Below are 23911 nucleotides of genomic sequence, written 5' to 3'. Positions count from 1 at the left end.
ATCGAAGATCGCGAGTCGCATGCGTGTGCGTGTGCGACCCGCTTGGCCGCAGGCATTGCCGTCAGGCGAGCCCTTTCTTCCGATAGTCGAGCCAGAAAGACAAGCCCACGCTGACCAGGATCACCACGGTCGCGATCACCGTTGAATGCGTGACGGGCTCGCCGAGCAGCAACGCGCCGAGCGCCACCGCAACCACCGGATTAACGTACATGCAACTGCTCGCGATGATCGGACTCGTGTGCCGTATCAGAAAGCCGTAGGCGACATAGGCGGCCATCGTGCCGATCAGCATCAGATAGATAAACGCGAGCACCGGCAGGACATGCACTTCGAGCATCCGTTCGCCGGAAACCCACGCGACCATCGTGGACATCGCGCCGCCCAGGCCGATCTGCAGCGACGTCGATAGAAACAGGTCGGACGGCAGCTTCAGACGCCCCGCGAGATGCGCGCCACCCGCCCAGAAGAGCGCACCGCACAGGATCGCGAGGCTGCCGCCCGCCGAACCTGGCGCGCTGTCGCCGTGGCTCAGAATCGCGATGCCGGCAAGCCCGAGCCCAACCGCAAACCACTCGCCTTTGCCGATCTTGCGCCCGGCCACGGCCGCGATTACCGTCGCGAAGAGCGGCACGGTCGCGACCATGACCGCCGCAGTGCCGGTGCCGACCGTGCGCATGCCGTAAGCCAGCATGCCGCTCGACAGCCCGACCAGCATCGTGCCGACGAGCCCGGCGTTGCGGATCTCCGCCGCGCTCGGCCATACCGGATTGCGGCGCGCCGCGAAAACGAACAGGCCAACGCCGGCGAACAGGTTGCGCAGACCCGACATCAGCAACGGCGGGAAGGAGCCGAGCGCGACATGCACCGCGAGATAAGTCGAACCCCACACGAGATAGACGACGCCGAGCGCGAGCGCAATCTGACCGTTGCGCGACTGCGGCAAACGGATCGGGAAACCACGAGAAAAACGGCCTGGGAATTGCAGCGACATGCGGTCAACCCGTCCATTCCGTTCGGGGCGCCCGCTGCGGGGACGGCGGACACCGCATCGGCGATGCGGTCAGACGGGCGAGGCTGGCGGACATGTTGGTGGAGCGAAGGACGGTAGTTGGCTAATAGAAAAAGCCACACGGAAGTTGCAACGCCGCGCCGGTCGAGCGAGTCGCTCCGGCGGATTTGCGGCTGACGCCGCCGGATTCACGGCGCGCATCGCATTATGCAGTAAGCGCCCACCGCGTCATGCGAAAGAATCGTAACTTTTGGTGCGCATGCAACACAAAGCCGGGGCGAACCTCGGCCCGGCTTTGTGTCTGACCTTGCCCGACAAAGCGCCGCTCATGCAGCGCGCACCGGGCCGAGCCGCCGCATTCAATCTGCGGCGACCCGCTGCGTCGCTCAGTTGCTCATCGCGCCCGATGCCTCGTGCTTCATGCCCATCGCGTCACCCTTTTTCATCTTGTCGTGCTTCATTGCGTCCTTTTTCATATGGTCTTTTGACATGCCGTCCTTGGACATGGTGTCTTTCGACATCGAATCGTGCGACATCGAATCGTTGGACATCGCGCCGCTTGCCTGCGCGAATGCGGCGCCGCCGCTGGTCAGAAAGGCGACGGCCACTGCTGCGATTGCAAATTTCTTCATGGGATAACTCCGTTTGTTGTGGATGAATCGAACCGGCTCGAGCCGGCGTATTTCCGAAGCTTCTGCCGCCCGAGGTCATGCACGCGCGCAGCGCATGCGGCGACCCGCGCGCGTCAGGAGCCTCCGAACCAGTTGTAACCCTGGTCGACCCAATAGCCGCCAGGATACGTGTTGGTGACGAACATTTCGACGATGTGCTTGGGGTTCTTGTAGCCGAGCTTGGTGGGCATGCGCAGCTTCATCGGGAAGCCATATCTGGCGGGCAGGCGCTCGCCATCGTAGGAAAACGTGAGCAGCGTTTGCGGATGCAGCGCGGTGGGCATGTCGATGCTTTCGTAGTAGTCGTCCGCGCATTTGAAGCCGACGTATTTCGCACTCGTGTCCGCGCCGACGCGCCGCAGAAAATCGCCGAACGGCGTGCCGCCCCACCGGCCTATCGCGCTCCACCCTTCCACACAGATGTGCCGGGTGATCTGCTCCGCGTGCGGCAGCGCGTACAGTTCGGGTAAGGTCCACACACGCTGGCCGGTCGCGAGGCCGCTGATCTTCAGCTTGTAGCCGGACGCGTCGACCTGCGGCACTTCGTCGATGCCGTAGTACGCATTGAATGGAAATGGCCGCGTGATTTGCGCCTCGGTGTAGGTCGGCGCGAGTTGCTTCGGATCGAACAGCGCGGCTTGCGCGCGATCGTTCAGGCGCGAGACGGCGGTGAGAAATTTGTTGACCGATTCGTCGTCGGTCAGCGAGCAGCCAGTGAGCATCGACAAACCGCCGAGCGACAGAAGCTGCTTGCCGAACAGACGCCGCGACGGCATCGAAAGCTCGCGTCTGACGTCGATCAGAATGGACTCACGGTCCAGCTTGCCGACTTTGTTCGCCGCGGATTGCTTGATGATCTTGTTCATGATTCGGTATCCGTAACATTCACGCGTTGGATTTATCGTCCGCGCAACATGGCGAGCAGCGAGCGAGGCACGAGCGCGACCATCGCCAGATGCACGGCGATAAACGCGGCCATCAGCGCCATCGCGCAGAAATGGACGATGCGGGCGTTGTCGTAGCCGCCCATCAGTTCTCGCAGCAGCGGAAACTGCACCGACTTCCAGATCGCGAGCCCCGACAGCACGAGCACGATCAGATCGAAAACGACGAACAGGTAGGCGAATTTCTGCACCGCGTTGTAGACCCGCAAGTCCGCGTGCGACAGCTTGCCGGTCAACGCGGCGATGAAATCGTGCAACACCGCGCGTGGCGAAACCGGCAAGAACTTGCGGACGAAACGTCCGCTCGCGAGGTTGATCGCGAGATACGCGAGACCGTTGAAAACCAGCAGCCACATGGCAGCGAAATGCCATTGCAACGCGCCGCCCAGCCAGCCGCCGAGCGTGATCTCCGTGGGGAAACGGAACGCGGGGAAGACCGGCGACGCATCGTAAATGCGCCAGCCCGAGAGCATCATGACGATCGCAGCCAGTGCGTTGAGCCAATGCGTGATGCGCACCCATACCGGATGTATCGCGCCGCTCGAAGGCGCGGCAGGCGGTGCGCTGTCGCGAACAACATGATGCGTTGCCATGAGAATCTCCATTGATTGACGACGAGCGCTTAGTGGCAGGCGGCCAGTTCGGCCACTTGCAGTACGTCGCCGGTTGCGGCGTTCTCGACAAAAGCGACCACGCCGAACTTATCGGCGTCCGCGCTAGCATTTCTATTCGCCTCGGCATCGTCGAGATGAATGTCGCGGCGAATCTGCGCATTGCCGCCGACGAGCGGCACCGGTCCGATCCACTGCCGCACGACTCTTTCGTGATGCAACGTCGCGCCGCGGTTTTCGCCCGCGCCAACCTGAGAGCTCAGCGAGTTTTCGTACACCGCGACGTATGCATTGAGCGGCCCCGCGCGATCCGCAGCCCGGCTGTCGAAGCGGGCCGCGACGTTGAATGCGCCGCCCGTCTGCGGCTTCAGTTCAAGCGCGACGTTCGCTTGCGCCGGCTCGGCAACGAGCTTGCCGATGCGGCTCTGGAAACTGTCGCGCTGCGACCAGCTTCGCAATTCCCGCCCGGCCACGAAAACTTCAGGCGTATAGATCGTGTGACCGCCGGCAAGGTCGGTGAGCGTCTGCTGACGTTCGGTGAAGCGGTGCTGCGAGAAGCGGTCCGTCCAGCCAAGGCTGTTCCAGTAGTCCACGTGCAATGCCAAAGGCACGATGCTTTGCGTCGAGCCGCTGTGCTTCCATTGGCCGAGCCACTCGTCGGCAGGCGGGCAGCTATTGCACCCTTCACTGCTGTAGAGCTCGACGAGCGCAACGCGATGCGGGGGACTGTGCGCACTACACATCGCTCCGGCTGCATTTGCCAAACCGCTCACGGACAACATCGCTATCGCGCTGACAAGTACGATGGTGCGAACGAACGGTCTATGCGCGCGGCGCGTGCGGACTAGTTGCATGACGTGCTCCTATCGGGATCTGCACGTTTGTCGATGCGCGCAGCGGCTTATGACAGCCCGCTGCAAATTTTTTTGCCTGACGTTTGCGCGCGGTGTTCCGCGGTGTTCGTAAGTCATCACCGGTTTGCGCGCCGCCGCTTACAACAGCGAAATCTCCACAAGGGCCGCTGAAAGACGCCGTGCTAACATGGCTGTTATCGACCGCGCCGCGCGCTGTCTTTTTTTCTCATTGGGCTGATTTGCGCGGCGCGGTGACCCTCTCCATTCGACCACTGCCGGCAATTCGATGCGCTCTCCGACTTTACGTGCCCTGACCCGCTTGCGCCCTCGTCGCGCAACCGGTTGCGCGCGCGTGCAGTCCGCGCCGCAATCCGCCGGCGAGCCGTCGCGAACGCTTCCGCCAAGAACGCTTCCGCTTCTCGCCGCCCGGCACTCCTACTGACGCAGCTCACTCCCTTGCCTGAAGCCGCGTCGTCCCCAAGGGGACTTTCGGGGCGCCGGGCCGATCACATCCGCATGACGTTTCCTCGTACACAGATTGCAGCCAGATTGCAGATCGAATTGGAGTAGCCGCCGTGAAAACGACCCGAAGGACCAAGCAGTGTTACCTCACCGAACTCGACGTCGCCCGTCTTGAGAAGCACGCCGCCGCGCCCGGCGCGGACTCGCGCTTGCACGACGTGCTCGACGACGTACTGGAGCGCGCGGTTATCGTCGATTCGCGCGAGATTCCGGCCAACGTGGTCACGATGAACTCGCAGGCCACGCTCGTTGACGAAAGCAGCGGCGAGCAGATGACCTGGACTGTCGTGTATCCGCCCGACGCCGACTTCGCGCATGGCCGCCTGAATGTGTTCTCGCCAGTCGGCCTCGCGCTGCTCGGCGCGAAACGCGGCGAGCAGATTCGCTTCGTGCCGCCGAGCGGCGCCGAAAAGGTGCTCAAGCTCGAGAAGATCGTCTACCAGCCCGAAGCCGCCGACGATTTCACGCTGTAAGCGAACGCACCGCGTGGCGTAAGTGTTGCAGCGCGTCATATGCGGCGCGCCCGTCAATACAAGCATAGTGCGCAAATAGCGGATTAGCGGCTCGTCAGGTGTTCGCGTTTCGCGCCCCGATCCGCGCTGGCATTCCTGTGGCTAGTAGCGGCCCAGCGCGTCGCGCATGAAGCGCACGCCGGATCGCACACAGCATTGCACACGGGTTGCCAAGCAGCGCTCGCCCGGTGTATCGTGTGCGCTGCTAACGCGGGGGTCCTGCGTTGCACGGGAGTTGGAGGTCCGTGCCGCGTGGGTGAGAAATACCCTTTGAACCTGATCTGGATAATGCCAGCGCAGGGAAGCGTACGGATTCGCACCCAGCTCTTTAGCCTCACCTCTCGCGAATTCCGACTACTTCCGTCTCGTCTCCTGCTTAGCGGCCCCACATTGCATGGGACCGGACCAGCGCGTTTAAGCGCCCACTCCGGCCCACACATGGAGAACCGCATGAACGCCAATCCGAAGTTTCTTTCCGCCGACGCCCACGTCGACGAAGCCGCCGTCGCGCCGCTGCCGAATTCCCGCAAGGTCTACGTGACCGGCTCGCGTCCCGACATCCGCGTGCCGATGCGCGAAATCAGCCAGGCCGACACGCCTGATAGCTTTGGCGGCGAAAAGAATCCGCCCGTCTATGTCTACGATACGTCGGGCCCCTATTCCGACCCAGAAGCGAAGATCGACATTCGCGCGGGCTTGCCGGCACTGCGTCAGCGCTGGATCGAGGAACGCGGCGACACCGAACCGCTCTCCGGCCTCACGAGCGACTACGGCCGTGAACGCGCCGCCGACCCCGCCACTGTCGAGTTGCGCTTCCAGGGCCTGCATCGTACGCCGCGCCGCGCGATGCCCGGCAAGAACGTCTCGCAGATGCACTACGCACGTCAAGGCATCATCACGCCGGAAATGGAGTACATCGCGATTCGCGAGAACCAGCGCCGCGCCGAGTATCTGGAGAGCCTCAAGACGAGCGGTCCGAACGGGGAAAAACTCGCCGCGATGATGGGTCGCCAGCATCCGGGCCAGGCGTTCGGCGCAAGCGCGTTCGGTCCGAACGGGCTCACCGAAATCACGCCGGAATTCGTGCGCGACGAAGTGGCACGAGGCCGCGCGATCATCCCGAACAACATCAATCACCCGGAAAGCGAGCCGATGATCATCGGCCGCAACTTCCTCGTGAAAGTGAACGCGAATATTGGCAACTCGGCGGTGACTTCGTCGATAGGCGAGGAAGTCGACAAGATGACGTGGGCGATCCGCTGGGGCGGCGACACGGTGATGGATCTGTCCACCGGCAAGCACATTCACGAAACGCGCGAGTGGATCATCCGCAATTCGCCGGTGCCGATCGGCACGGTGCCCATCTATCAGGCGCTCGAAAAGGTCAACGGCAAGGCTGAAGACCTGACGTGGGAAATCTTCCGCGACACGCTGATCGAACAGGCCGAGCAAGGCGTCGACTACTTCACGATTCACGCGGGCGTGCGTCTGCAATACGTGCCGCTCACCGCGAAGCGCATGACCGGCATCGTGTCGCGCGGCGGCTCGATCATGGCGAAGTGGTGCCTCGCGCATCACAAGGAAAGCTTCCTGTACGAGCATTTCGAAGACATCTGCGAAATCATGAAGGCGTACGACGTGGCCTTCTCGCTCGGCGACGGCCTGCGTCCCGGCTCGATCTACGACGCGAACGACGAAGCGCAGCTCGGCGAACTGAAGACACTCGGCGAGCTTACGCAGATCGCGTGGAAGCATGACGTGCAGACGATGATCGAAGGCCCCGGCCACGTGCCGATGCAGTTGATCAAGGAAAACATGGACCTGCAACTGGAATGGTGTGACGAAGCACCGTTCTACACGCTCGGGCCGCTCACCACCGACATCGCGCCGGGTTACGACCACATTACGTCGGGCATCGGCGCTGCGATGATCGGCTGGTTCGGCACCGCGATGCTCTGCTACGTGACGCCGAAGGAGCACCTGGGCTTGCCGAACAAGGACGACGTGAAGACCGGCATCATCACGTACAAGCTGGCCGCGCACGCCGCCGATCTGGCGAAGGGCCATCCGGGCGCGCAGGTGCGTGACAACGCATTGAGCAAGGCCCGCTTCGAATTCCGTTGGGAAGACCAGTTCAACCTCGGCCTCGATCCGGACAAGGCGCGCGAATTCCACGACGAAACGCTGCCGAAAGATTCAGCCAAGGTCGCGCATTTCTGCTCGATGTGCGGCCCGCACTTCTGCTCGATGAAAATCACGCAGGACGTGCGCGAGTTCGCAGCGCAACAAGGCGTCAGCGACGACGAAGCGCTGAAAAAAGGCATGGAAGTGAAGTCGATCGAGTTCATGAAGAAAGGCGCTGAGATTTATCAGCGGCAGTAAGCCGCTCGCGACGCTGGCGGCGCTCGCATACTTCGATGCGCGCACAACGTCTTGCAACGCAAAGCCCGCCGCCGGCGGGCTTTTTTCGTCGCTCGCTCAGGCACGCGACATGCTGCACGCGGGGAAACATTTGATTACGAAACCGTCAATCTGCTGACAACCTCATACATCTGGAAACCGGCGGCGGCGATAAGATCAACTCAAACACAAAACGACAGGCGGCTTCCAATCACAACAAGGGAGTGAACATCATGAAATCGATTCGTAGAATGGGTTCGCTTGCGGCGATTGTCGCGGTTGCCGCAAGCCTTTGCGCGTGCGAGGGCATGACCACCCGGCAACGTGATACCGCAGTTGGCGCGGGCGTAGGTGGCGCGGCCGGCGCGGTGGTCGGCGGCAGTGCGCTGTCCACGCTGGGAGGCGCGGCTGTGGGCGGCGTCATCGGTAATCAGGTGGGCAAGTAGGCTTCAATGATGCATTGCAGTGAAACGCGAGCCGCGCGCGAAACCCGGCTCGCATCCGCTGAAAAGACGTACTGCATCCAGCGTCACGACATGCGGCGGCAATGACGCGAAATTCGCCGTTACTGTTTTGCAATCCTCTTTGCGCCGCCTGGGCGTAAGCTCGTGCGAGAACGTGCCGACGATGGCGTCGGCCGCGTCGCTTGCAAGCTGCTTGCGAACTGGAGCGCGTCATGAAGTCCCCCGTCGTCTCGTTTTATAGCTGGTTTCATAGCCCTCTTCATACTATTCGCCTGCGCCTGCGACTGCCGCTGCGTGTGCAGCGCGCGGCTGACCGCATCAGCCAGCACATTCCTCATGTGGCGAACATCGGCCGAGCGCGGCTCGCACTATGCGGCGCCGCAGGTGCGCTGTTCCTGTCTGGCTGCTACTACCCTTACGGCTACTATCCGGCCTACTACCCGGCGTATTACGCGACAGTGCCCGCCAGCGCGGCACAGCGCGAAGTGCCGCTCGGCACGGTGGGCGATCCGGCCGTCGAGCAGCAGTCCGGACAGCAAGCACAGCAGCAGCAACTACAGCAGCAACAGCAGGCGGGCTCAACCTATCCGCCTGCCGCCTATGTGGTTGCGCAGCCGCCCGTGTATGTCGCGCCGGCTTATCCGGCGTACTATCCGCCGCCGGTTTATCCGGCCTGGTACGGTTACGGCTATCCTGGCTGGTATGGCCCGGCGGTGTCGATCGGCTTTGGCTGGTCGTGGGGCGGGCATGGCCACGGCTACCATCACTGAACGAAGTCATCCTGAACGAAGTCAGGCGATGCCGGCGCCCGCCGCCGGCTGCGCTTTCGCTCCTCCCGTAGTTTCCCTTCTTGACGCGCGGGCCTTGGCCTCTATGCTTGGTTAAGCCGCACACAGTAAGCGTTTAAAAGCGAGCCGCCCGGTGCTTTGCCACACGGGCGGCGCTCATCCGTCCTGCACGAGCGACGCGTCCCGTCATTCGCAGTCTCGCGTCGATTTCGAACAACAACGAAGGAGACGTGATGTTTCATCAACTACTCACCCCGGTCGGCAATTCCCTGCTTCCGTCGTTCCTGGTCGCGGCGCTGCCGATCATCGTCGTGCTGGTACTGCTCGGCTGGGCACGCCGGCCTGCGTGGCAGGCGTCGCTCGCGGGGCTCGTCGTCGGGCTGATCGTCGCGATTGCCGTGTGGCGCTTTCCGGTGGGGCTCGCGCTCGATTCGGTCGCCGCGGGCGTCGTATTCGCGTGCTGGCCGGTCATGTGGATCGTGTTCACCGCGATCCTGCTCTACAACATCGCACAACGCTCGGGCCGCTTCGCGGCATTTCGCATGTGGATGATTGACAACCTGCCGAACGACCGGCGCGTCGTGCTGGTCGTCGTGGGCTTTTCGTTTGGCGCGCTGCTGGAGGGAATTTCCGGCTTCGGCACGCCGGTCGCGATCACGAGTTCGCTGCTGATCCTGCTCGGCTTTCCGACGCTCGAGGCGCTCACCTTCACGCTGATCTTCAACACGGCGCCGGTGGCATTCGGCGCACTCGGTGTGCCGATCACGGTGCTCGGCGCGGTCACGCATTTGCCCGCCGATTCGCTCGCAAAAATGGTCGGCCGCCAGTTGCCGTTCTTTGCCCTGCTGTTGCCGTTCTACGTGATCGCCGTCTATGCCGGCTTTCGCAACATGGCGCGCATCTGGCCGGTGCTGCTGGTGTCGGGTGCCAGTTTCGCGCTCACGCAGTTCGTCGCGTCGAATTACGTGAATTACAGCCTGACCGACGTGTTGTCGTCGATGGTCTCGCTCATCGTCACGATTGCGTTCCTGCGCGTGTGGAAGCCGGCGGCCGATCCCGCGTTCGCAATCAATATCGACCGCGTCGGCGAAGTGCGCGGCAAGATCGGCGGCGGCCAAGGCTGGTATCCGTGGGTCATCGTCTCGGTGGTCGTGATCGTCTGGACGGTGGCGAAGATCTTCCTGATCGGCGACGTCAAAGTGCCGTGGCCGGGGCTCGACAAAGCCGTGTTCATCACCTTGTACAACACGCCGTATGGCGCGGTATGGGACTTCCAGCCGCTCGCGACGGGCACGGCGATTCTGGTCGCGGCAATCATCACGGGTCTGGTGGTGCGGCTCAGCGCGCGCGAATTCGGCGCGGCGATCGTCGACACGTGGGTGCAGACGCGTATCGCGATTCTGACGGTCGCCACCATCGTCGGACTCGCGTATCTGATGAACTACTCGGGGCTCACTTATACGCTCGGGCTCGGGGCTGCGTCGGTCGGGCCGTTCTTTCCGCTGGTGTCTGCGTTCCTTGGCTGGGTCGCGGTGTTCCTGTCGGGCAGCGATACATCGGGCAATGCGCTGTTCGGCAACTTGCAGGTGGTCGCGGCCAATCAGTTGAATCTGAACCCGATCCTGATGGCGGCGACGAACTCCTCAGGCGGCGTGATGGGCAAGATGATCTCGCCGCAAAATATCTCGACTGGCGTCGCGACGACTGAGCTCAAAGGCAAGGAAGGCGTGGTGTTCGCGAAGACCTTCAAGCACTCTATTCTGTTGACGGTGCTGCTCGGTATTCTCGTGTGGCTACAGCAGAACGTCCTTCAGGGGATGATCCCGCATTGAACGCGTGGCGGGCGTAGCGGGCGTGTCTGGTTCGGCACGCCCGCGTCGTATGCGTGTGCACCATGCGTATGCGGACGAAGCCCGCGCGCTTTCTTCTGTATGCCGGCTCCAGAGTCGCTTTTACCACCGGTCGACGCACCGACGACGCCAATGCTTCCTGCGAGCGAGTGCGCGCTCGCGCCGGCCGCCTCGCCTCTGCATATCGCCTTGCGTGATCGAATCGCAATATTTCTCACATCAGCGTGAGAATTGCTCGCTTTGCGCGGCTCCCCGCCACGCTTACGATCACGTGTGTCAGACGCTTTCCCGAAACTTGCCATTTCATTCGAACCTGAAACGTTTCGGCCCCTCGCGCTGATACGATGCGCAGGCGTCTCGACTCAACCGCGCGCGACGCCATCACAATGAATGCCAAAAACCTTTTCCAGTTGCTGATCCTTGCGGCCCTTTGGGGCGCGTCGTTTCTGTTTATCCGCGTCGGCGTGAGCGACTTTGGCGTTGCGCCGCTGATGGCGCTGCGCGTCGGCATCGGCGCGGCCTTCCTGATAGTCGTGCTGCTCGCACGGCGCCCGCTGCAACAATCGGCGACGATCCTGCGCACGCGGGCTTTTCCGCTGCTCGTGGTGGGCATTCTGAATTCGGCGGCGCCCTTTTGCCTGTTCGCGTACGCGGAGTTGACGTTGTCCGCCGGCGTGACGTCGGTGATCAACGCAACCACACCGCTATGGGGCGGCCTCGTGGCTTTCCTCTGGCTGCGCGATCGGCTGAGCGCGCTGCGCACGCTTGGCCTCGTGATCGGCTTTCTCGGCGTGCTGATGCTGGTCTGGGATCAGATCGCCACGCCGAGCGGGTCGGCGGCAACACCTGTGACCACCGCGCTCGCGGCAGGCGCCGCGCTCGGCGCGACGCTGCTCTACGGCATCGCCGCCAACTACACGAAGCGCTATCTGACCGGCGTCGACGCGCTGACCGTCGCGACCGGCACGATGACCGGCGCGACCGTCGTGCTGTTGCCGCTTGCCGTGATCTACTGGCCGAGCGCGCCGGTCTCGCTGCACGCGTGGGGCGCGGTGCTCGCGCTCGGCGTGGCGTGCACCGGCATCGCCTATATGCTGTTCTTCCATCTGATCGCGGTGGCCGGACCGGCGCGAGCGATCACCGTGACCTTCGTGATTCCGATCTTCGGCATTCTGTGGGGCGCGCTGTTTCTCGGCGAAGGCGTGTCGCCCGGCATGCTCGAAGGCTGCGGCGTGATTCTCGTGGGGACGGCGTTGGCGACTGGCGTGGTCAAGCGCTTGCCGTGGGTCGGGGCGCGGCGGGCGGATACCTGAAAGCTCGGCGTTCGAGCGTCACGGGCCTATGCCGGTCCGCAGTCCACTTCGCTTACCGCGAAAAATCCCAGGCAAAAAATAGCCCGCACTCCATCGAAGTGCGGGCGAAAAACCGTCGCCCTACGAGGATAGGCGACGGGGCCACCGAGGCCAGCGCGCCAGGCGCGCGGCCGTCATCGGGCTGAGCATCGGCTGCCGGACCGATTCTCGACTGGTTGAAAATGCCGCCGGGAAGCGCCGCCATCAGGCTCACGCGGGGCTGCGCAATCCGGCCCCATGAACCATTAAAAGCACCTTGCGTGCCAGTTCGTGCGAACCGGCAAAGGTTTGCCGCAACGCATTGATTAAGCAGGGAATAAAAGCGAAGGGCGACGCGCTGGACACGCCGCCGCGGAGGGTTCGGGGGCTACGTCACCGGCGTAACGTCACGTTACGCGCTGCCTGTCGTCGTAAGACCGTCGCACGAAGCGGCGACACGAATGAGCGAGGTTCAGCGCATCGGCCATCTGGAGCGCAGCGTACCCGTAGCGCGACCGCGCAGCGCGGGACGCCGCCGGGGCTCGCGGGGACTCAAGGCTGCGCCGCACACCAGCGCGAGAACGAGCAAGCTCGCCGCCCACATCCAGTAAGGGATCACGTCGAACATGGCTTCCTCCCGTTGAACGCCGGTCAGCGCCGGCACACTCATCGCAAGCAAGACATGTGCACGCGGCGCCGCGTAACCGCAACGCGAGCGTCGATACCGGCATGAAAAAACCCGCCCGGGACAGTGCCCCGGACGGGTTCCAGACGGGTTTAAGACGGCTTGCGGCGTGCTGCTTCAGTGCAACTGGTCGGCCATCAGCGTCATGATCTGCTTGGCCTGCGGGCTTTCATCGATACCGCCCTTGTCGTCGACCACGGCCACGCGGGTCTGGTCAGGCGTCAACGCGCGGACGTTCACGCGATACTGCCTCGCCACTTTTTCCTTCTTGCCGTGGAACACCTGGCTCCAGAAGCCCTGCTCGGCCGACGTCATGTCCTTCGGATCGACGTAGCGCACGAAGTACAGGCCGCGGCTCAGATCGCGGTCGTCGACGGTGAAGTTGCTGCGGTCGAGCGCGAGGCCCACGCGCAGCCAGGCGCGGTCATACGGCTCGCCAAGCGTCAGTTCGTTCGACGACAACTGCGCCGACGCATTGGCCGCGTCCGGATCGCGCACGGGTTGCTGGGCCGACAGCGCGACGTTCTGCGCCGCCGTGGCCGCAGCCGCCGATTTCGCGCCCGCCGTCGCTGCGTTAGGCGCCGTCTGAGCGCCGGCCGGCGACAGGTCGGCGCTCTGCGTGCCGCCCGACTTGCCGCGCGAATCGGCGAGCGCGAGCGCCGCCATCAAGCGCTTCAGATACTCCTGCTCGAGGCCGGGATCGTTCGGCTTCAGCTCCCACGTGCTCGAGTCGTTGTTCGTGCCGGTCAGCGCCTCGCGCATGCCTTTCTGGCTGATGAACACGTAAGTGCCGCCATTCGGCGCAGCTTCGAGGCGCGTGCGGTACTTGTTGCGCTCGGAAGTCACGTAGCTGTTGCCCATTGCCTTCGACAGCGTGCTGCGGATCAGACCGTCGTTGATCTGCGCGTGGGTTTCGTTCCAGTCGGTCTCCATCACGCCCTTGTCGCGCTGATCGACTACCAGCAGGAAGCCTTGTTCCTGCCAGAACCGGCGGATTTGCGGCCACGCGTCTGCGGGCGCTTTGCCGTCGATCACGAGCCAGCTTTCCGTGCCGTCGCGCTGGATATGCATGCCCCTCACGGGCGGCACGACGGCGAGCGTGTTCGCCGCGGGCGCCTGGGCCTGCACCTGACGCAGCGTGGACAACGAGGTTTCGCCGCCTTGCGGCGGCAGCGAACGCTGATCGGGCGTCTCGTCGATCATGTTCGGCGGCACGGCGAGTGACACCTGCTTCGATTTCGAGTCGCTCTTGTAGTCGACTTTGGTCGGCGACGACGTGCCGCAGCCGGCGACCAGCCCGCCCGCCATCAGCATTACTGCAAACCGCTTGGTAAGACGAAGATCAGTCATGTTCGGGGAATCCTTCCGCTACGCCACGGCAAGTTTCCGTGGATCAACCCAACATTTTACCGATCCCGGCGAGCCCTGTGCAAAAACTGGGGTTTGCCCGGCTCGTCGACTCACTCGCATGCGGCACATTTAACAATCGACAACTATTCCGAACGGCCTGTCAGATGCGCGCGATCAGTGTGTCAGGACATTGTTTTAAAAGACTCTTTACGAAATCCGCATACACCGATTTTGCGATGAGGCGATGCCGCGAAACGGGCGCCAGGCTTCGCCAGGAAACTCGGGTGTTATCTTCAAATTAACTCGTCAATAAGACCCGAACGCCCCGCGCACAAGAGACTCCCATGCCCCAAGTCCATTTCTTCCACGTCATTACTGCGTCTGCGATCGCCGTCGCGACGCTGTGCGGCAGCGTCAATGCTTGCGCTCAACTCGGCGGCGTGATGTCGCTGAAGCCGGCGGGCAACGGCACCGCGCCGCAAAACCTGCTGAACGGCGCGCTGCGCCTGCGCACCTCGACCGATGCAGGCAACACGGTCATCAACGAATACGCGGCGAACACCGGCGAAATCGTCGCCTATACGTGGCAGGGTCCGACGATGCCCGATCTCGTCGCCCTGCTCGGCAACTACGCCGGCTCCTACAGGGCAGGCGCAGCCGCGGCGGCGGCCGACGGCAATCTGCACGCGTCGCGCGTCGTGCGGCCGGATGTCGTCGTGGAATCGGGCGGGCCGATGCGCGGCTACGCGGGCCGCGCGTGGTTGCCGGGCGCGTTGCCGCCGGGCGTCACGGTCGACGACCTCCGCTGACGCTTATTCGGACGCTCGCCGGAAACACCGCGCGCGCTTCCGATGCGGCTTCCGGCTAGAGCGCGACCACGACGCAAGCGCCCCCCGCACGAACTGACGACCAGCGCCCTGCAAACGCCGCCATTCAAACGCCCGGCAAGCCCCGCCAATTGATGCTCGCGGTCGCGTGATGCTCGCGGTCGTGCCGCACTTTAGCCGGATGCTGGCAAGCTGCGCGCGCAAGCCCTCAGAACAACCCAAACAAACTGCCGACCACCCCGACGCCATGAAGCCGAACCTCTTCCTTTGCCCCCTGTTCCTCGCCTGCGCCACCCTTGCGGCTTGTGGCGGCGGTGGCGGCAGCAGCGCCCCCGCCGCGACCACCCCCGCCAGCAGTGCGGGCGCGGCCAGCGCGCCTTCCGCGTCGGCTCCGTCCGCCGCTTCCAGCCCGAGCGGCACCGCCGCTGCACAGTCGAACACGCCTAACATTCATCCTGTCGTCGTGCAGTCCGCGCCGCGCCTAACGCGCAACATGCTGACCACGAGCGTGACCCTCTGCCAGCCGGGCACGGGCAACTGCTCGACCATCGACAACATTCAGGTCGACTCCGGCTCGCACGGCTTGCGCATTCTCGCGTCCGCGGTGCCGGCGAGTTTGCCGCTCGCCGCGGTAGCGTCGGGCGCCGGCGTATCGGGCGAATGCGCGGTATTCGGCGGCGGCTACGCATGGGGCGCGGTGCGCAACGCCGACGTGCGCATGGCCGGGCAACTGGCGGCGTCGATCCCGATTCAACTGATCGCCGACCCTTCAGTGCCGACGGTCCCCGCCGATTGCGCCGGCTCCGGCCCGTCGATGCTCACGCTCGACACGCTGCGCGCCAACGGCATTCTCGGCGTCGGCGTGTTCGCGGCCGACTGCGGCGGCGCCTGCGTGAAGGCGGCGCTGCCCCGCTGGTACTACAGCTGCGACGCGAGCGGCGCCTGCCTGCCGACCGCGCAACCCCTCGCGCAGCAAGTCGTCAATCCTGTCAGCCGCTTTGCACTCGACAACAACGGCGTGGTAATCGATCTTCCCGCGATTCCGGACGGCGGCGCGGCTACCGTTTCGGGTTCGATGATCTTCGGCATCGGCACTCAGGCGAACAACACGCTCGGCAGCGCGGGCGTGATAAAGGGTAATCCGCAGACCGGTTACGTGAGCACGACGCGCGGTGCTCAGACCTACACGCAAAGTTATCTCGACACCGGCTCGAACGGCCTTTTCTATCGCGACACCCAACTGCCGCAGTGCGGCTACTGGTACTGCCCGAGCTCCACGCAGACGGCGAACGCGGCCATCACCGGCACGAACGGCGTGTCGAACGTGGTCACGTTTTCAGTGGGCAACTCGCGTGTGCTGTTCGCCTCCGCGAACAACGCCTTCAACAACATTGCGGGCATAGCCAGCAGCGGCTTCGGATGGGGCTTGCCGTTCTTTTTCGGGCGCCGCGTGTACACCGCGATCGCCTCGCGCGCGACCTCGGCGGGGCCCGGTCCTTACTACGCCTTCTGAATCGAAGGCCGCATTTGGCGTGCTGAAAATTCGCAAACTCGTGGGCGGCACAAATTCGATATCGGCTGGCTGCGATAATCGCCATTCGCGGCTAACAGATCTGGAAGATAGTTAGTCATGCATAACTGCCAACCGCCATCCGATGGAAGAAGCCACTTTTTCGCTCGACGAGTTCGAGCAGCTCGTTTATACACGGCAGCATACCCGCGCGTCGATCCAGCTGCTGTCCGCGTTCGCGCTGCTTCAGCACAAACGCGGTGTACTGGACGAGAGCTTCCTTGCGTCGGGTATGGAAGGCATCATGCCCGCCGAGCAACGCAGGCGCTTCTGCACGCGGCTCGCGAGTGCCTCCTCCACATTGTTTGCCGACCCCGGATTCGAGTTGCCCGCCGAGTGTTTCAGGCTATTTCTGACACTGCATGAATGGGTGGGGTTGCTGTTCTACGTCACGCCGTTCGGCAACGCCGACCATGTCGCTTGTCACCTGAATCCGCGCGGCGCGCATGACAGGCAGTTTCTTGCCGGCGACAGTTTCGTCGAAAGGCTCTGCGTGCTCTATTCAACCGAGTCCGAACTGGAGCTCGACTTTTCCGCGCTGTGGTCCTACAACAAGGTCCTTGCGGCCTGCCTCGCGCTGGTCCTGCTCGCGCCGGTTTTCAAGGGCTCGCCAAGCGCGCACCTCAAGCGCGAGGCGCTGATCGAATGGCTGCCCGGCAAGCTGCAGCAGATCGACGACCTCGACGATCTGCCCACCGCCTTGCTGCATAACGCGTACATGTTTTGCAGCTACGCCGAGACGCCGCGCCGTCACGAGATCAAGCGCGACATCAATGTGCTCGTGCGGCGCAAGCTCGCACAACTGGGCTTGACGGACCTGCCGGCCGCGCCGCGTAGCGCCAACGCCGACGCGAACGGCAACGCCAAAGCCAACGCCGCGAACCTCAAGACCGCGAAGAACGCGAAAAATGTGAAGCGGCGCAAGAAGCCGTTGATGCTGGTCGTGCTCGAGTGGTTCGGCGGCGCGCATTCGATCTACCGCACGCACTCGCGCACGCTGGAGGCGGCGCGCGAGCATTTCGAAGTGGTGGGCTTCGGTTTCGGCTACGCAACGGACAATACCGGCCGGGCGGTCTTCGACCGTTTCATCGAACTGGAGCGTCCGGACTATATCGGCGAATGCCTGCAGACCATTCGCGACTTTGCCGAGCGCGAAAAGCCGGAGGTGCTGTATATGCCGAGCGTCGGCATGTTCGTGATGACGGTGTTCATGTCCAATCTGCGCGTCGCGCCGCTGCAGATTGCGGGCCTCGGGCACCCAGCCACCACGCACTCCGACAAGATCGACTACGTCAGCGTCGAGGAAGACTACGTCGGCGATCCTGCATGCTTCAGCGAAAGCCTGATGAGGCTGCCGAAAGACGGGCAGCCGTACCGGCCTTCGGTTGCGTTGCCGGAGCTCGTCACGTGCATTCCGGCTGTGCGCGAAACGCTAGAAGTGGTCATTACCGCCAGCGCGATGAAGCTCAATCCCGGCTTCCTCGCGGCCTGCCGTGAGATCGGCGCACGCGCCCGCACGCCCGTCGAGTTTCATTTCATGAGCGGCGTGCCAGCCGGCCTCGCGCTCGATCAAATGCGCGAAGTCATTGGCCGCGCGCTGCCGGGCGCGGTCGTGCACGAATTTCACCAGTATGCGAGCTACCTTGAGCGCGTGAATCGCTCGGATCTCTTTCTGAGTCCGTTTCCATTCGGCAATACGAATGGCATCGTCGACGCGCTCACGCTCGGTTTGCCCGGCGTGTGCAAGCGCGGCCCCGAAGTGTTCGAACGGATCGACAGCGCGCTGTTCGAGCGGGTCGGCATGCCGCCGTGGACAACGGGAGACAGCGTTGAGAGTTATATCGCGGCAGCCGTGCGAATGATCGAGAGTCACGACGAACGCACGGCATTGCGGCAGCGTCTGATTGATACATGCGCGGTCGAGCGCTGCTTTGAAGGCCGCCCGCAGGTGTTGGCGCAAAGCGTGCTCGCGTTGATGAATAAAGCGCAGAGCCGGCGCGATGCGAACGTGGTGGCCTGACGGCCGGCTGAATATAAAACAGTCACTCGGCGTTGGCGGGATTAGCCGCCTACCGTGTGACTGCGCTTCGGTACGTACAGGTATGGCTCCGCGCTAGGCATGTGCATGGCTGCACGCGCGCGCGGCCACGCATGTTGACGCATATTGACTGCAGCAGGCCAGCTATGAATCGTCTGGGTGGAAAGTTTTAGTCCCCTGCTTCACTTGCATCCGATTCTGCCCGCGCGGCAAGCTTCGCCGGTGCTAGCCAACTGAACGTGTCGAGCGAGGGACCACGGAACGTGCATTCGGCGGCGGCGGCCAGAACGATCTTCTTCGGCTTGGCCGGCTTCAGCGCAAGCCCATCAGCTTCCGACGCCAGCATCGCTGACGCCGCATACGATGCATCTGCAACACCTGAAGCACCTGAACCGCCTGAAGCACCCGAGTCACGCGGCGAAGCAGTCGCACCCGACATCCCTGCCAGGCTAGCAGCCCGAGCCGAATCAGAAGCCGCGGAACCAGTAGAAGCCGACGCAGCCCGCACAGCCGAAGCCGAAGCCGGAGCCGAAGCCGCCACCACACCCGACGCAGCCGCTCTTCGTCCCGCCCGCGCGCCCGAAGCAGCACGCGCCGACGCCGCGGCAACTTCGGAGGCCGTCATCACATGTTCAATGGACCCTTCGACCACGACGCGTGAACCGTCGATACCTGCGCCCGTATGGCCGATCTTGAGCGTATCGGACGATGTTTCTGCCAGCTTGCTTCGCATCAACTGCTCGCACGCGTCCGAATTTTTGTAGACAGCCGTGCAGGCCGCGAGAAGTGCTGTAGCGGTCGCGGCACACGCGATAGTGACAATCCGAATCTTCATTGACGTTCCGTTTTTCAAGCCGTTGGGAATTGTAGCCTGGCGCCGCACGCGAGCGCCCTGCTTGACGCCGTCCCAATAATATGTTCCTATTGCGCACTATGTACCGCGCCCAGACCACCCTATCGCTACTACTAGCCCACTTCACCGGGCTAGGTCTGCTGCTGCGCGCTTCCATCTGAAACACCCGAAGCACCGCATAACTCCCCAGTAACTGACCAGCCCCGGTTTCCGACCGGCGGCGCTGCTTTGCGTTTTTGTCGTCCGGTCGACTACCAGCCTGTCGAACCCACGGACGATGAAAAATGTTGAAGAACCCTGCTACCAAGTACCGCTCCTTCAAGCCCATCAATTTGGCGGACCGCCAATGGCCGTCGCGCACCATCACGCATGCGCCCATCTGGATGAGCACCGACCTGCGCGACGGCAATCAGGCACTGTTCGAGCCGATGAACGCTGAGCGTAAGATGCGCATGTTCAAGACTCTCGTGCAGATCGGCTTCAAGGAAATCGAAGTCGCGTTTCCGTCGGCATCGCAGACCGACTTCAACTTCGTGCGCGAGTTGATCGAGGGCGGCCACATTCCCGACGACGTGACGATCGAAGTATTGACGCAGGCCCGCGACGACCTGATCGAGCGTACGTTCGAATCGTTGCGCGGCGCGCCGCGCGCGATCGTGCATCTGTACAACGCAACCGCGCCGGAATTCCGCAAGATCGTGTTCGGGCTCGACAAGAACGGCGTCAAGGAACTCGCGCAAAAAGCCGCGCGCACGATGAAGCGTCTCGCCGATGCCACGCCCGAAACGCACTTCACGCTGCAATACAGCCCTGAAGTATTCAGCGGCACGGAGCTCGAATTTGCGAAGGAAGTCTGCGACGCCGTATTCGATATCTGGCAACCGACGCCCGGGCACAAAGCCATCGTCAACTTGCCGGCCACGGTCGAAATGGCCACGCCGAACGTCTACGCCGACCAGATCGAATGGATGCACCGCAATCTCGCGCGCCGAGATTCGTTGATCGTGTCCGTGCATCCGCATAACGATCGCGGAACCGCCGTGGCCGCGGCGGAACTCGCGGTGATGGCGGGCGCGGATCGTATCGAAGGGTGCCTGTTCGGCAACGGCGAGCGCACCGGCAACGTGGACCTCGTCACGCTCGCGCTGAATTTGTACACGCAAGGTGTCGATCCCGGCCTCGACTTCTCGAACATCAATGAAGTCGCGCGCACCGCCGAGGAATGCACGCAGTTGCCGGTGCATCCACGTCATCCGTATGTCGGCGATCTGGTGTTCACCGCGTTTTCCGGCTCGCATCAGGACGCGATCAAAAAAGGCTTCGCTGCGCAGAAGCCGGACGCGGTCTGGGAAGTGCCCTACATGCCGATCGATCCCAATGATCTCGGCCGCACTTACGATTCCGTGATTCGCGTGAACAGCCAGTCGGGCAAAGGCGGCATCGCGTATCTGCTCGAACAGAGCTACGGCGTCGTGTTGCCGCGCCGCTTGCAAGTGGATTTCAGCTCGGCCGTGCAGCGCTTTACCGACGACAGCGGACAGGAAGTCACGCCGTCGCAAATCTGGCAACTGTTCCAGCAGGAATATGTGCAGAACACCTCGCCGGTTCATTACATCGGCCACAGCTTGTCCGAGCAGAACGGACGCGAGCGCATCAAACTCACCGTCGATATCAATGGCACGCGGCGCGTGCTGAACGGCGAAGGCAACGGTCCGCTCGACGCATTGATGCACGCGATGGGCGTGCCTGTGCGCATCCAGCACTATGAGGAGCGCGCGCTGACGCAAGGCGCCGATGCGCGCGCGGTCGCCGTCGCCGAGATGGCTGGTGCGGATCTGACCGGCAGTGCGTTCGGCGTGGGGATCGACGCGAATCTGGTGACCGCATCGATTCGCGCGGTGATCAGCGGCGTGAATCGCGCTTATGCACGCGCCAATGAAGAGGCCAAGGGTCGGTTCTTCGAAACGGCGCTGGACAACGAAGCCGAGCGCGCCGAAGCGTGAGACATCGGTAAAGAGGCCGCGACGGACTGATATGCAAGAAGGGACGCCCCGCTGCGAACCGCACTCAAAAGTTGGACGCTGATCCGACCATTGGGGTGCAGTTCACTGCCGAGGCGTCCCTTCTTTTTGCTTCACACGTGAACGGTTTTTTTGTTATCGGACGTACCCTCTCAGGCCCGCTTCATTCGGTCCACGCATCGGGCAAGCTGTGCGTCAGCGTCGACACGAAGCGCGCGGTTTCCTCCTGCTGCGGCCGCATGAAAACATCGCGTGATGGCCCCGCCTCCACCACTGCACCGTTATTCAGGAACACCACATCGCGTGCGATGGTGGCGGCGAGCCGCAAATCATGCGTTGCCATCAGCATGGTCATGCCTTCATTCGCAAGTTGCTTGAGCACTTCCACCACTTCCGCAGCGAGGCCGGGGTCGAGCGCGGACGTGGGCTCGTCGCACAACAATACTTCCGGCGACGGCGCCAATGCACGCGCAATCGCGACGCGCTGCTGCTGCCCGCCCGACAGTGTGACGGGCCACGCATCGCCCTTATGCGCGATGCCGACCTTTTCGAGCAATTCGTCAGCGCGGGCTCTCGCCCTTTCCCTGTTCCACTTCAACACCGTGAGAAGACCCTCCATCACGTTCTGACGCACCGTCAGATGTGGAAACAACTGGAAGTTCTGAAACACCATGCCGGTACGGCGGCGAATCGTCAGCACCGTTTCGCGAGACGGCCGCTCGTCGGGGCTGAACGTCAGGTGCTGATCGCCGATTTTGAGCGAGCCGGCCTCGGGAATTTCAAGCAGATTCACGCAACGCAGCAGCGTACTTTTGCCGCTGCCCGACGGTCCGATCAATGCGGTCACGTTGCCTTGCGCGAGGTGCAGATCGACGGAATCGAGCACACGGTGCCCTGAAAAATACTTGTCGATTTTTTCCAGTCGGATCATCAGTTGCCCGCCTGAAAGAGTGCATGACGGCCGAACTTGCGTTCGAGCCTCACTTGCGCCGACGACAGCACCGAGCTGAACAGCAGATACACGAGCGCCGCCTCGGTATAAAGAATCAACGGTTCGTAGGTGACCGAAGCAATTCTCTGCGCTGCCTGAAACACTTCTGGCACCGTCAGCACCGCAGCCAGCGACGTGTCTTTCACGAGCGCGATAAAGGAGTTCGACAACGGCGGCAACGCAACACGCGCGGCTTGCGGCAGGATCGCGCGACGCAGCGCCTGTTCGCGCGTCATGCCCATCGAATATGCGGCTTCCCACTGTCCCTTTGGGATCGACTCGATCACGCCGCGAATCACTTCCGAGTTGTAGGCGCCGACATTCAGCGAGAAGCCGATGATCGCCGCCGTCAATGGATCGAGCACGATGCCGACGTTCGGCAAGCCGTAGAAGATCACAAATAGTTGCACGAGCAACGGCGAGCCGCGAAAGAGCCACACATAGAAGCGCACCGCCGCCACCGCCCACTTCGGCCCAAAAAGCCGCACGAGCGCGACAATAAATGCGAGAGCAAGTCCGATTGCGAACGACGCCAACGTGAGCGGCACCGTGAACACGAGCCCCGCATATAGCAAAGGCCATAGCGACTGCGCCATCAGATGCAACCATGCGGGCATGATTCAGACTCGCGAAAGGCGTTTATTTGGAGACGTCTTTGCCGAAGTACTTCTGTGAGATCTTTGCGTACGTGCCGTCTTTCTTCATATCCGCGAGCGCCTTGTTGATCGCCGCGACGAGCTCGGGACTGCCCTTGCGGATCAGCACGGCGGACTTGTCGCTGCTTTCCGGCGATGTGTCCAGTGTGGCGATCTTCACCTTCGCATCCGGTTTGTGCTTCTTGAAGTCGAGAAACGATAGCGAGTCGTTGACCGTTGCATCCACACGGCCCGCGGTCAGCAGATCGATCGATTCATTGAAGCCTTGCACGGGAATCACTTCCGCACCATGCGCCGCCGCGATCTTGCCGAAATTGCTGGTCAGCGTATTGGCCGATTTCTTGCCCTTCAGATCGTCGAAGGTCTTGATCGCGCTGTTATCGGAGCGCACGATCAGTGCCGCATGCGACGTGATGTACGGGTCCGAAAAATCGTATTTGACCTTGCGTGCGTCGGTCACGGCGACTTCGTTGATCACCGCGTCGTAGCGGTTCACGTCGAGACCGGCGATCAGACCGTCCCATTTGCCTTCGACGAATTGCGGCTTGACGCCGAGGCGCTGCGCAATCTGTGTGCCGATCTCCACGTCGAAGCCGGTCAGCTTGCCGGATTCGTCGTGAAACGTGAAAGGCGCATAGGTGCCTTCCGTGCCGATCCTGAACACGCCAGAGGACTTGATCTGCGCGAGTTCATCGGCCGCGAACACAGGGCTCACGGTCACCGCATGAAACAGCGCGATCAGCAAAATGGAACGAATCGACTTCATGAGTGGCTCCCTAAGATAGTCAGGCCGCGTGCCCGGACTCGTGTTGGCGGTGCCACCGGCCCTCGTGCCCGGCGGAGTGGGCGGACTGTAGCAAACGGCCTGCGTTTTTACAAAGGATCAGGTTTCCAATCCATATGCGCGTCCGTGCTAAGCCGCAGCCATCGCCTCCACTATCACATGACTTTCAACTCTACAGCA

At 62.8% G+C, this 23911-nt stretch carries 21 protein-coding genes and 1 riboswitch; of the genes, 10 read left to right on the top strand and 11 right to left on the bottom strand.

What is annotated here, in order from left to right:
* Positions 1–61 precede the first annotated feature (61 nt).
* The 5 genes from F759_RS0111040 to F759_RS0111020 all read right to left on the bottom strand — a co-directional run bounded on the left by F759_RS0111040 (position 62) and on the right by F759_RS0111020 (position 4089).
* A complete protein-coding gene (locus tag F759_RS0111040) occupies positions 62–991 on the bottom strand; it encodes an EamA family transporter (RefSeq protein WP_027799901.1) in 930 nt (309 codons plus the stop codon).
* A gap of 404 nt (positions 992–1395) precedes the next feature.
* The gene (locus F759_RS0111035; RefSeq protein WP_027799900.1) at positions 1396–1641 is read right to left on the bottom strand and encodes a pentapeptide MXKDX repeat protein; all 246 of its coding nucleotides are present in this window, start codon (positions 1639–1641) and stop codon (positions 1396–1398) included.
* A gap of 113 nt (positions 1642–1754) precedes the next feature.
* The gene (locus tag F759_RS0111030; protein ID WP_027799899.1) at positions 1755–2546 is read right to left on the bottom strand and encodes a molybdopterin-dependent oxidoreductase; all 792 of its coding nucleotides are present in this window, start codon (positions 2544–2546) and stop codon (positions 1755–1757) included.
* 32 nt (positions 2547–2578) lie between these two features.
* Positions 2579–3217 (bottom strand): cytochrome b/b6 domain-containing protein, encoded by a 639-nt coding sequence (locus tag F759_RS0111025; RefSeq protein ID WP_027799898.1) that lies wholly within the window; start codon positions 3215–3217, stop codon positions 2579–2581.
* A gap of 29 nt (positions 3218–3246) precedes the next feature.
* Entirely contained in the window at positions 3247–4089 is an 843-nt protein-coding gene (locus F759_RS0111020) for a DUF1223 domain-containing protein (RefSeq protein ID WP_027799897.1), read from the bottom strand.
* Between the two features lie 575 nt (positions 4090–4664).
* Here F759_RS0111020 and F759_RS0111015 point away from each other — a divergent pair.
* The 6 genes from F759_RS0111015 to F759_RS0110990 all read left to right on the top strand — a co-directional run bounded on the left by F759_RS0111015 (position 4665) and on the right by F759_RS0110990 (position 11938).
* On the top strand, positions 4665–5084 hold the full coding sequence (locus F759_RS0111015) for a GreA/GreB family elongation factor (RefSeq protein ID WP_027799896.1): 420 nt from the start codon (positions 4665–4667) through the stop codon (positions 5082–5084).
* A 241-nt stretch (positions 5085–5325) separates the two neighbouring features.
* Positions 5326–5444, top strand: a riboswitch (TPP riboswitch).
* Between the two features lie 129 nt (positions 5445–5573).
* The gene (thiC, locus tag F759_RS0111010) at positions 5574–7505 is read left to right on the top strand and encodes a phosphomethylpyrimidine synthase ThiC (RefSeq protein ID WP_027799895.1); all 1932 of its coding nucleotides are present in this window, start codon (positions 5574–5576) and stop codon (positions 7503–7505) included.
* Positions 7506–7756: 251 nt separating this feature from the next.
* Entirely contained in the window at positions 7757–7969 is a 213-nt protein-coding gene (locus F759_RS0111005) for a glycine zipper 2TM domain-containing protein (protein ID WP_027799894.1), read from the top strand.
* 230 nt (positions 7970–8199) lie between these two features.
* Positions 8200–8757 (top strand): hypothetical protein, encoded by a 558-nt coding sequence (locus F759_RS37580; protein ID WP_244438810.1) that lies wholly within the window; start codon positions 8200–8202, stop codon positions 8755–8757.
* A 251-nt stretch (positions 8758–9008) separates the two neighbouring features.
* Positions 9009–10607 (top strand): L-lactate permease, encoded by a 1599-nt coding sequence (locus F759_RS0110995; RefSeq protein ID WP_027799893.1) that lies wholly within the window; start codon positions 9009–9011, stop codon positions 10605–10607.
* A 404-nt stretch (positions 10608–11011) separates the two neighbouring features.
* Positions 11012–11938 carry a DMT family transporter gene (locus tag F759_RS0110990; protein WP_036024139.1) on the top strand — a complete coding sequence of 309 codons (927 nt, stop codon included), beginning with the start codon at positions 11012–11014 and terminating at the stop codon, positions 11936–11938.
* 490 nt (positions 11939–12428) lie between these two features.
* Here the strand turns inward: F759_RS0110990 and F759_RS43280 are convergent, their stop codons facing one another.
* Both F759_RS43280 and bamC read right to left on the bottom strand, forming a co-directional pair.
* Positions 12429–12584 carry a hypothetical protein gene (locus F759_RS43280; protein WP_167334019.1) on the bottom strand — a complete coding sequence of 52 codons (156 nt, stop codon included), beginning with the start codon at positions 12582–12584 and terminating at the stop codon, positions 12429–12431.
* Positions 12585–12758: 174 nt separating this feature from the next.
* Positions 12759–13991, bottom strand: coding sequence for an outer membrane protein assembly factor BamC (gene bamC, locus F759_RS0110980; RefSeq protein WP_027799891.1), 1233 nt, complete (start codon positions 13989–13991; stop codon positions 12759–12761).
* A gap of 344 nt (positions 13992–14335) precedes the next feature.
* On the opposite strand from bamC, the gene F759_RS0110975 reads away from it, so the two are divergent.
* The 3 genes from F759_RS0110975 (at position 14336) to F759_RS0110965 (ending at position 18408) form a co-directional block, all read left to right on the top strand.
* Positions 14336–14800, top strand: coding sequence for a DUF2844 domain-containing protein (locus F759_RS0110975; RefSeq protein ID WP_027799890.1), 465 nt, complete (start codon positions 14336–14338; stop codon positions 14798–14800).
* Between the two features lie 265 nt (positions 14801–15065).
* The gene (locus tag F759_RS0110970) at positions 15066–16331 is read left to right on the top strand and encodes a DUF3443 domain-containing protein (protein ID WP_027799889.1); all 1266 of its coding nucleotides are present in this window, start codon (positions 15066–15068) and stop codon (positions 16329–16331) included.
* A 142-nt stretch (positions 16332–16473) separates the two neighbouring features.
* Entirely contained in the window at positions 16474–18408 is a 1935-nt protein-coding gene (locus tag F759_RS0110965; RefSeq protein WP_027799888.1) for a glycosyl transferase family 1, read from the top strand.
* A gap of 187 nt (positions 18409–18595) precedes the next feature.
* Here the strand turns inward: F759_RS0110965 and F759_RS0110960 are convergent, their stop codons facing one another.
* Positions 18596–19261, bottom strand: coding sequence for a hypothetical protein (locus F759_RS0110960; RefSeq protein ID WP_027799887.1), 666 nt, complete (start codon positions 19259–19261; stop codon positions 18596–18598).
* Between the two features lie 302 nt (positions 19262–19563).
* Here F759_RS0110960 and leuA point away from each other — a divergent pair, with 302 nt between their 5' ends.
* The gene (gene leuA / locus F759_RS0110955) at positions 19564–21282 is read left to right on the top strand and encodes a 2-isopropylmalate synthase (protein WP_027799886.1); all 1719 of its coding nucleotides are present in this window, start codon (positions 19564–19566) and stop codon (positions 21280–21282) included.
* Positions 21283–21463: 181 nt separating this feature from the next.
* Here the strand turns inward: leuA and F759_RS0110950 are convergent, their stop codons facing one another.
* The 3 genes from F759_RS0110950 to F759_RS0110940 are packed head-to-tail and all read right to left on the bottom strand — an operon-like array spanning position 21464 to position 23713.
* The gene (locus F759_RS0110950) at positions 21464–22231 is read right to left on the bottom strand and encodes an amino acid ABC transporter ATP-binding protein (RefSeq protein WP_027799885.1); all 768 of its coding nucleotides are present in this window, start codon (positions 22229–22231) and stop codon (positions 21464–21466) included.
* A complete protein-coding gene (locus F759_RS0110945; RefSeq protein WP_013338679.1) occupies positions 22231–22908 on the bottom strand; it encodes an amino acid ABC transporter permease in 678 nt (225 codons plus the stop codon). Before F759_RS0110945 ends, F759_RS0110950 begins: the two co-directional genes overlap by 1 nt.
* A 22-nt stretch (positions 22909–22930) precedes the next feature.
* Complete coding sequence (locus F759_RS0110940; RefSeq protein ID WP_027799884.1) at positions 22931–23713, bottom strand: amino acid ABC transporter substrate-binding protein; 783 nt, start codon at positions 23711–23713, stop codon at positions 22931–22933.
* Between the last annotated feature and the right edge of the window lie 198 nt (positions 23714–23911).

The organism is Paraburkholderia dilworthii (assembly GCF_000472525.1).
Taxonomy (GTDB): Bacteria; Pseudomonadota; Gammaproteobacteria; order Burkholderiales; family Burkholderiaceae; genus Paraburkholderia; species Paraburkholderia dilworthii.
The sequence above is the reverse complement of the archived record's forward strand: the minus strand, read 5'-3'. Positions and strand labels throughout refer to the sequence as shown.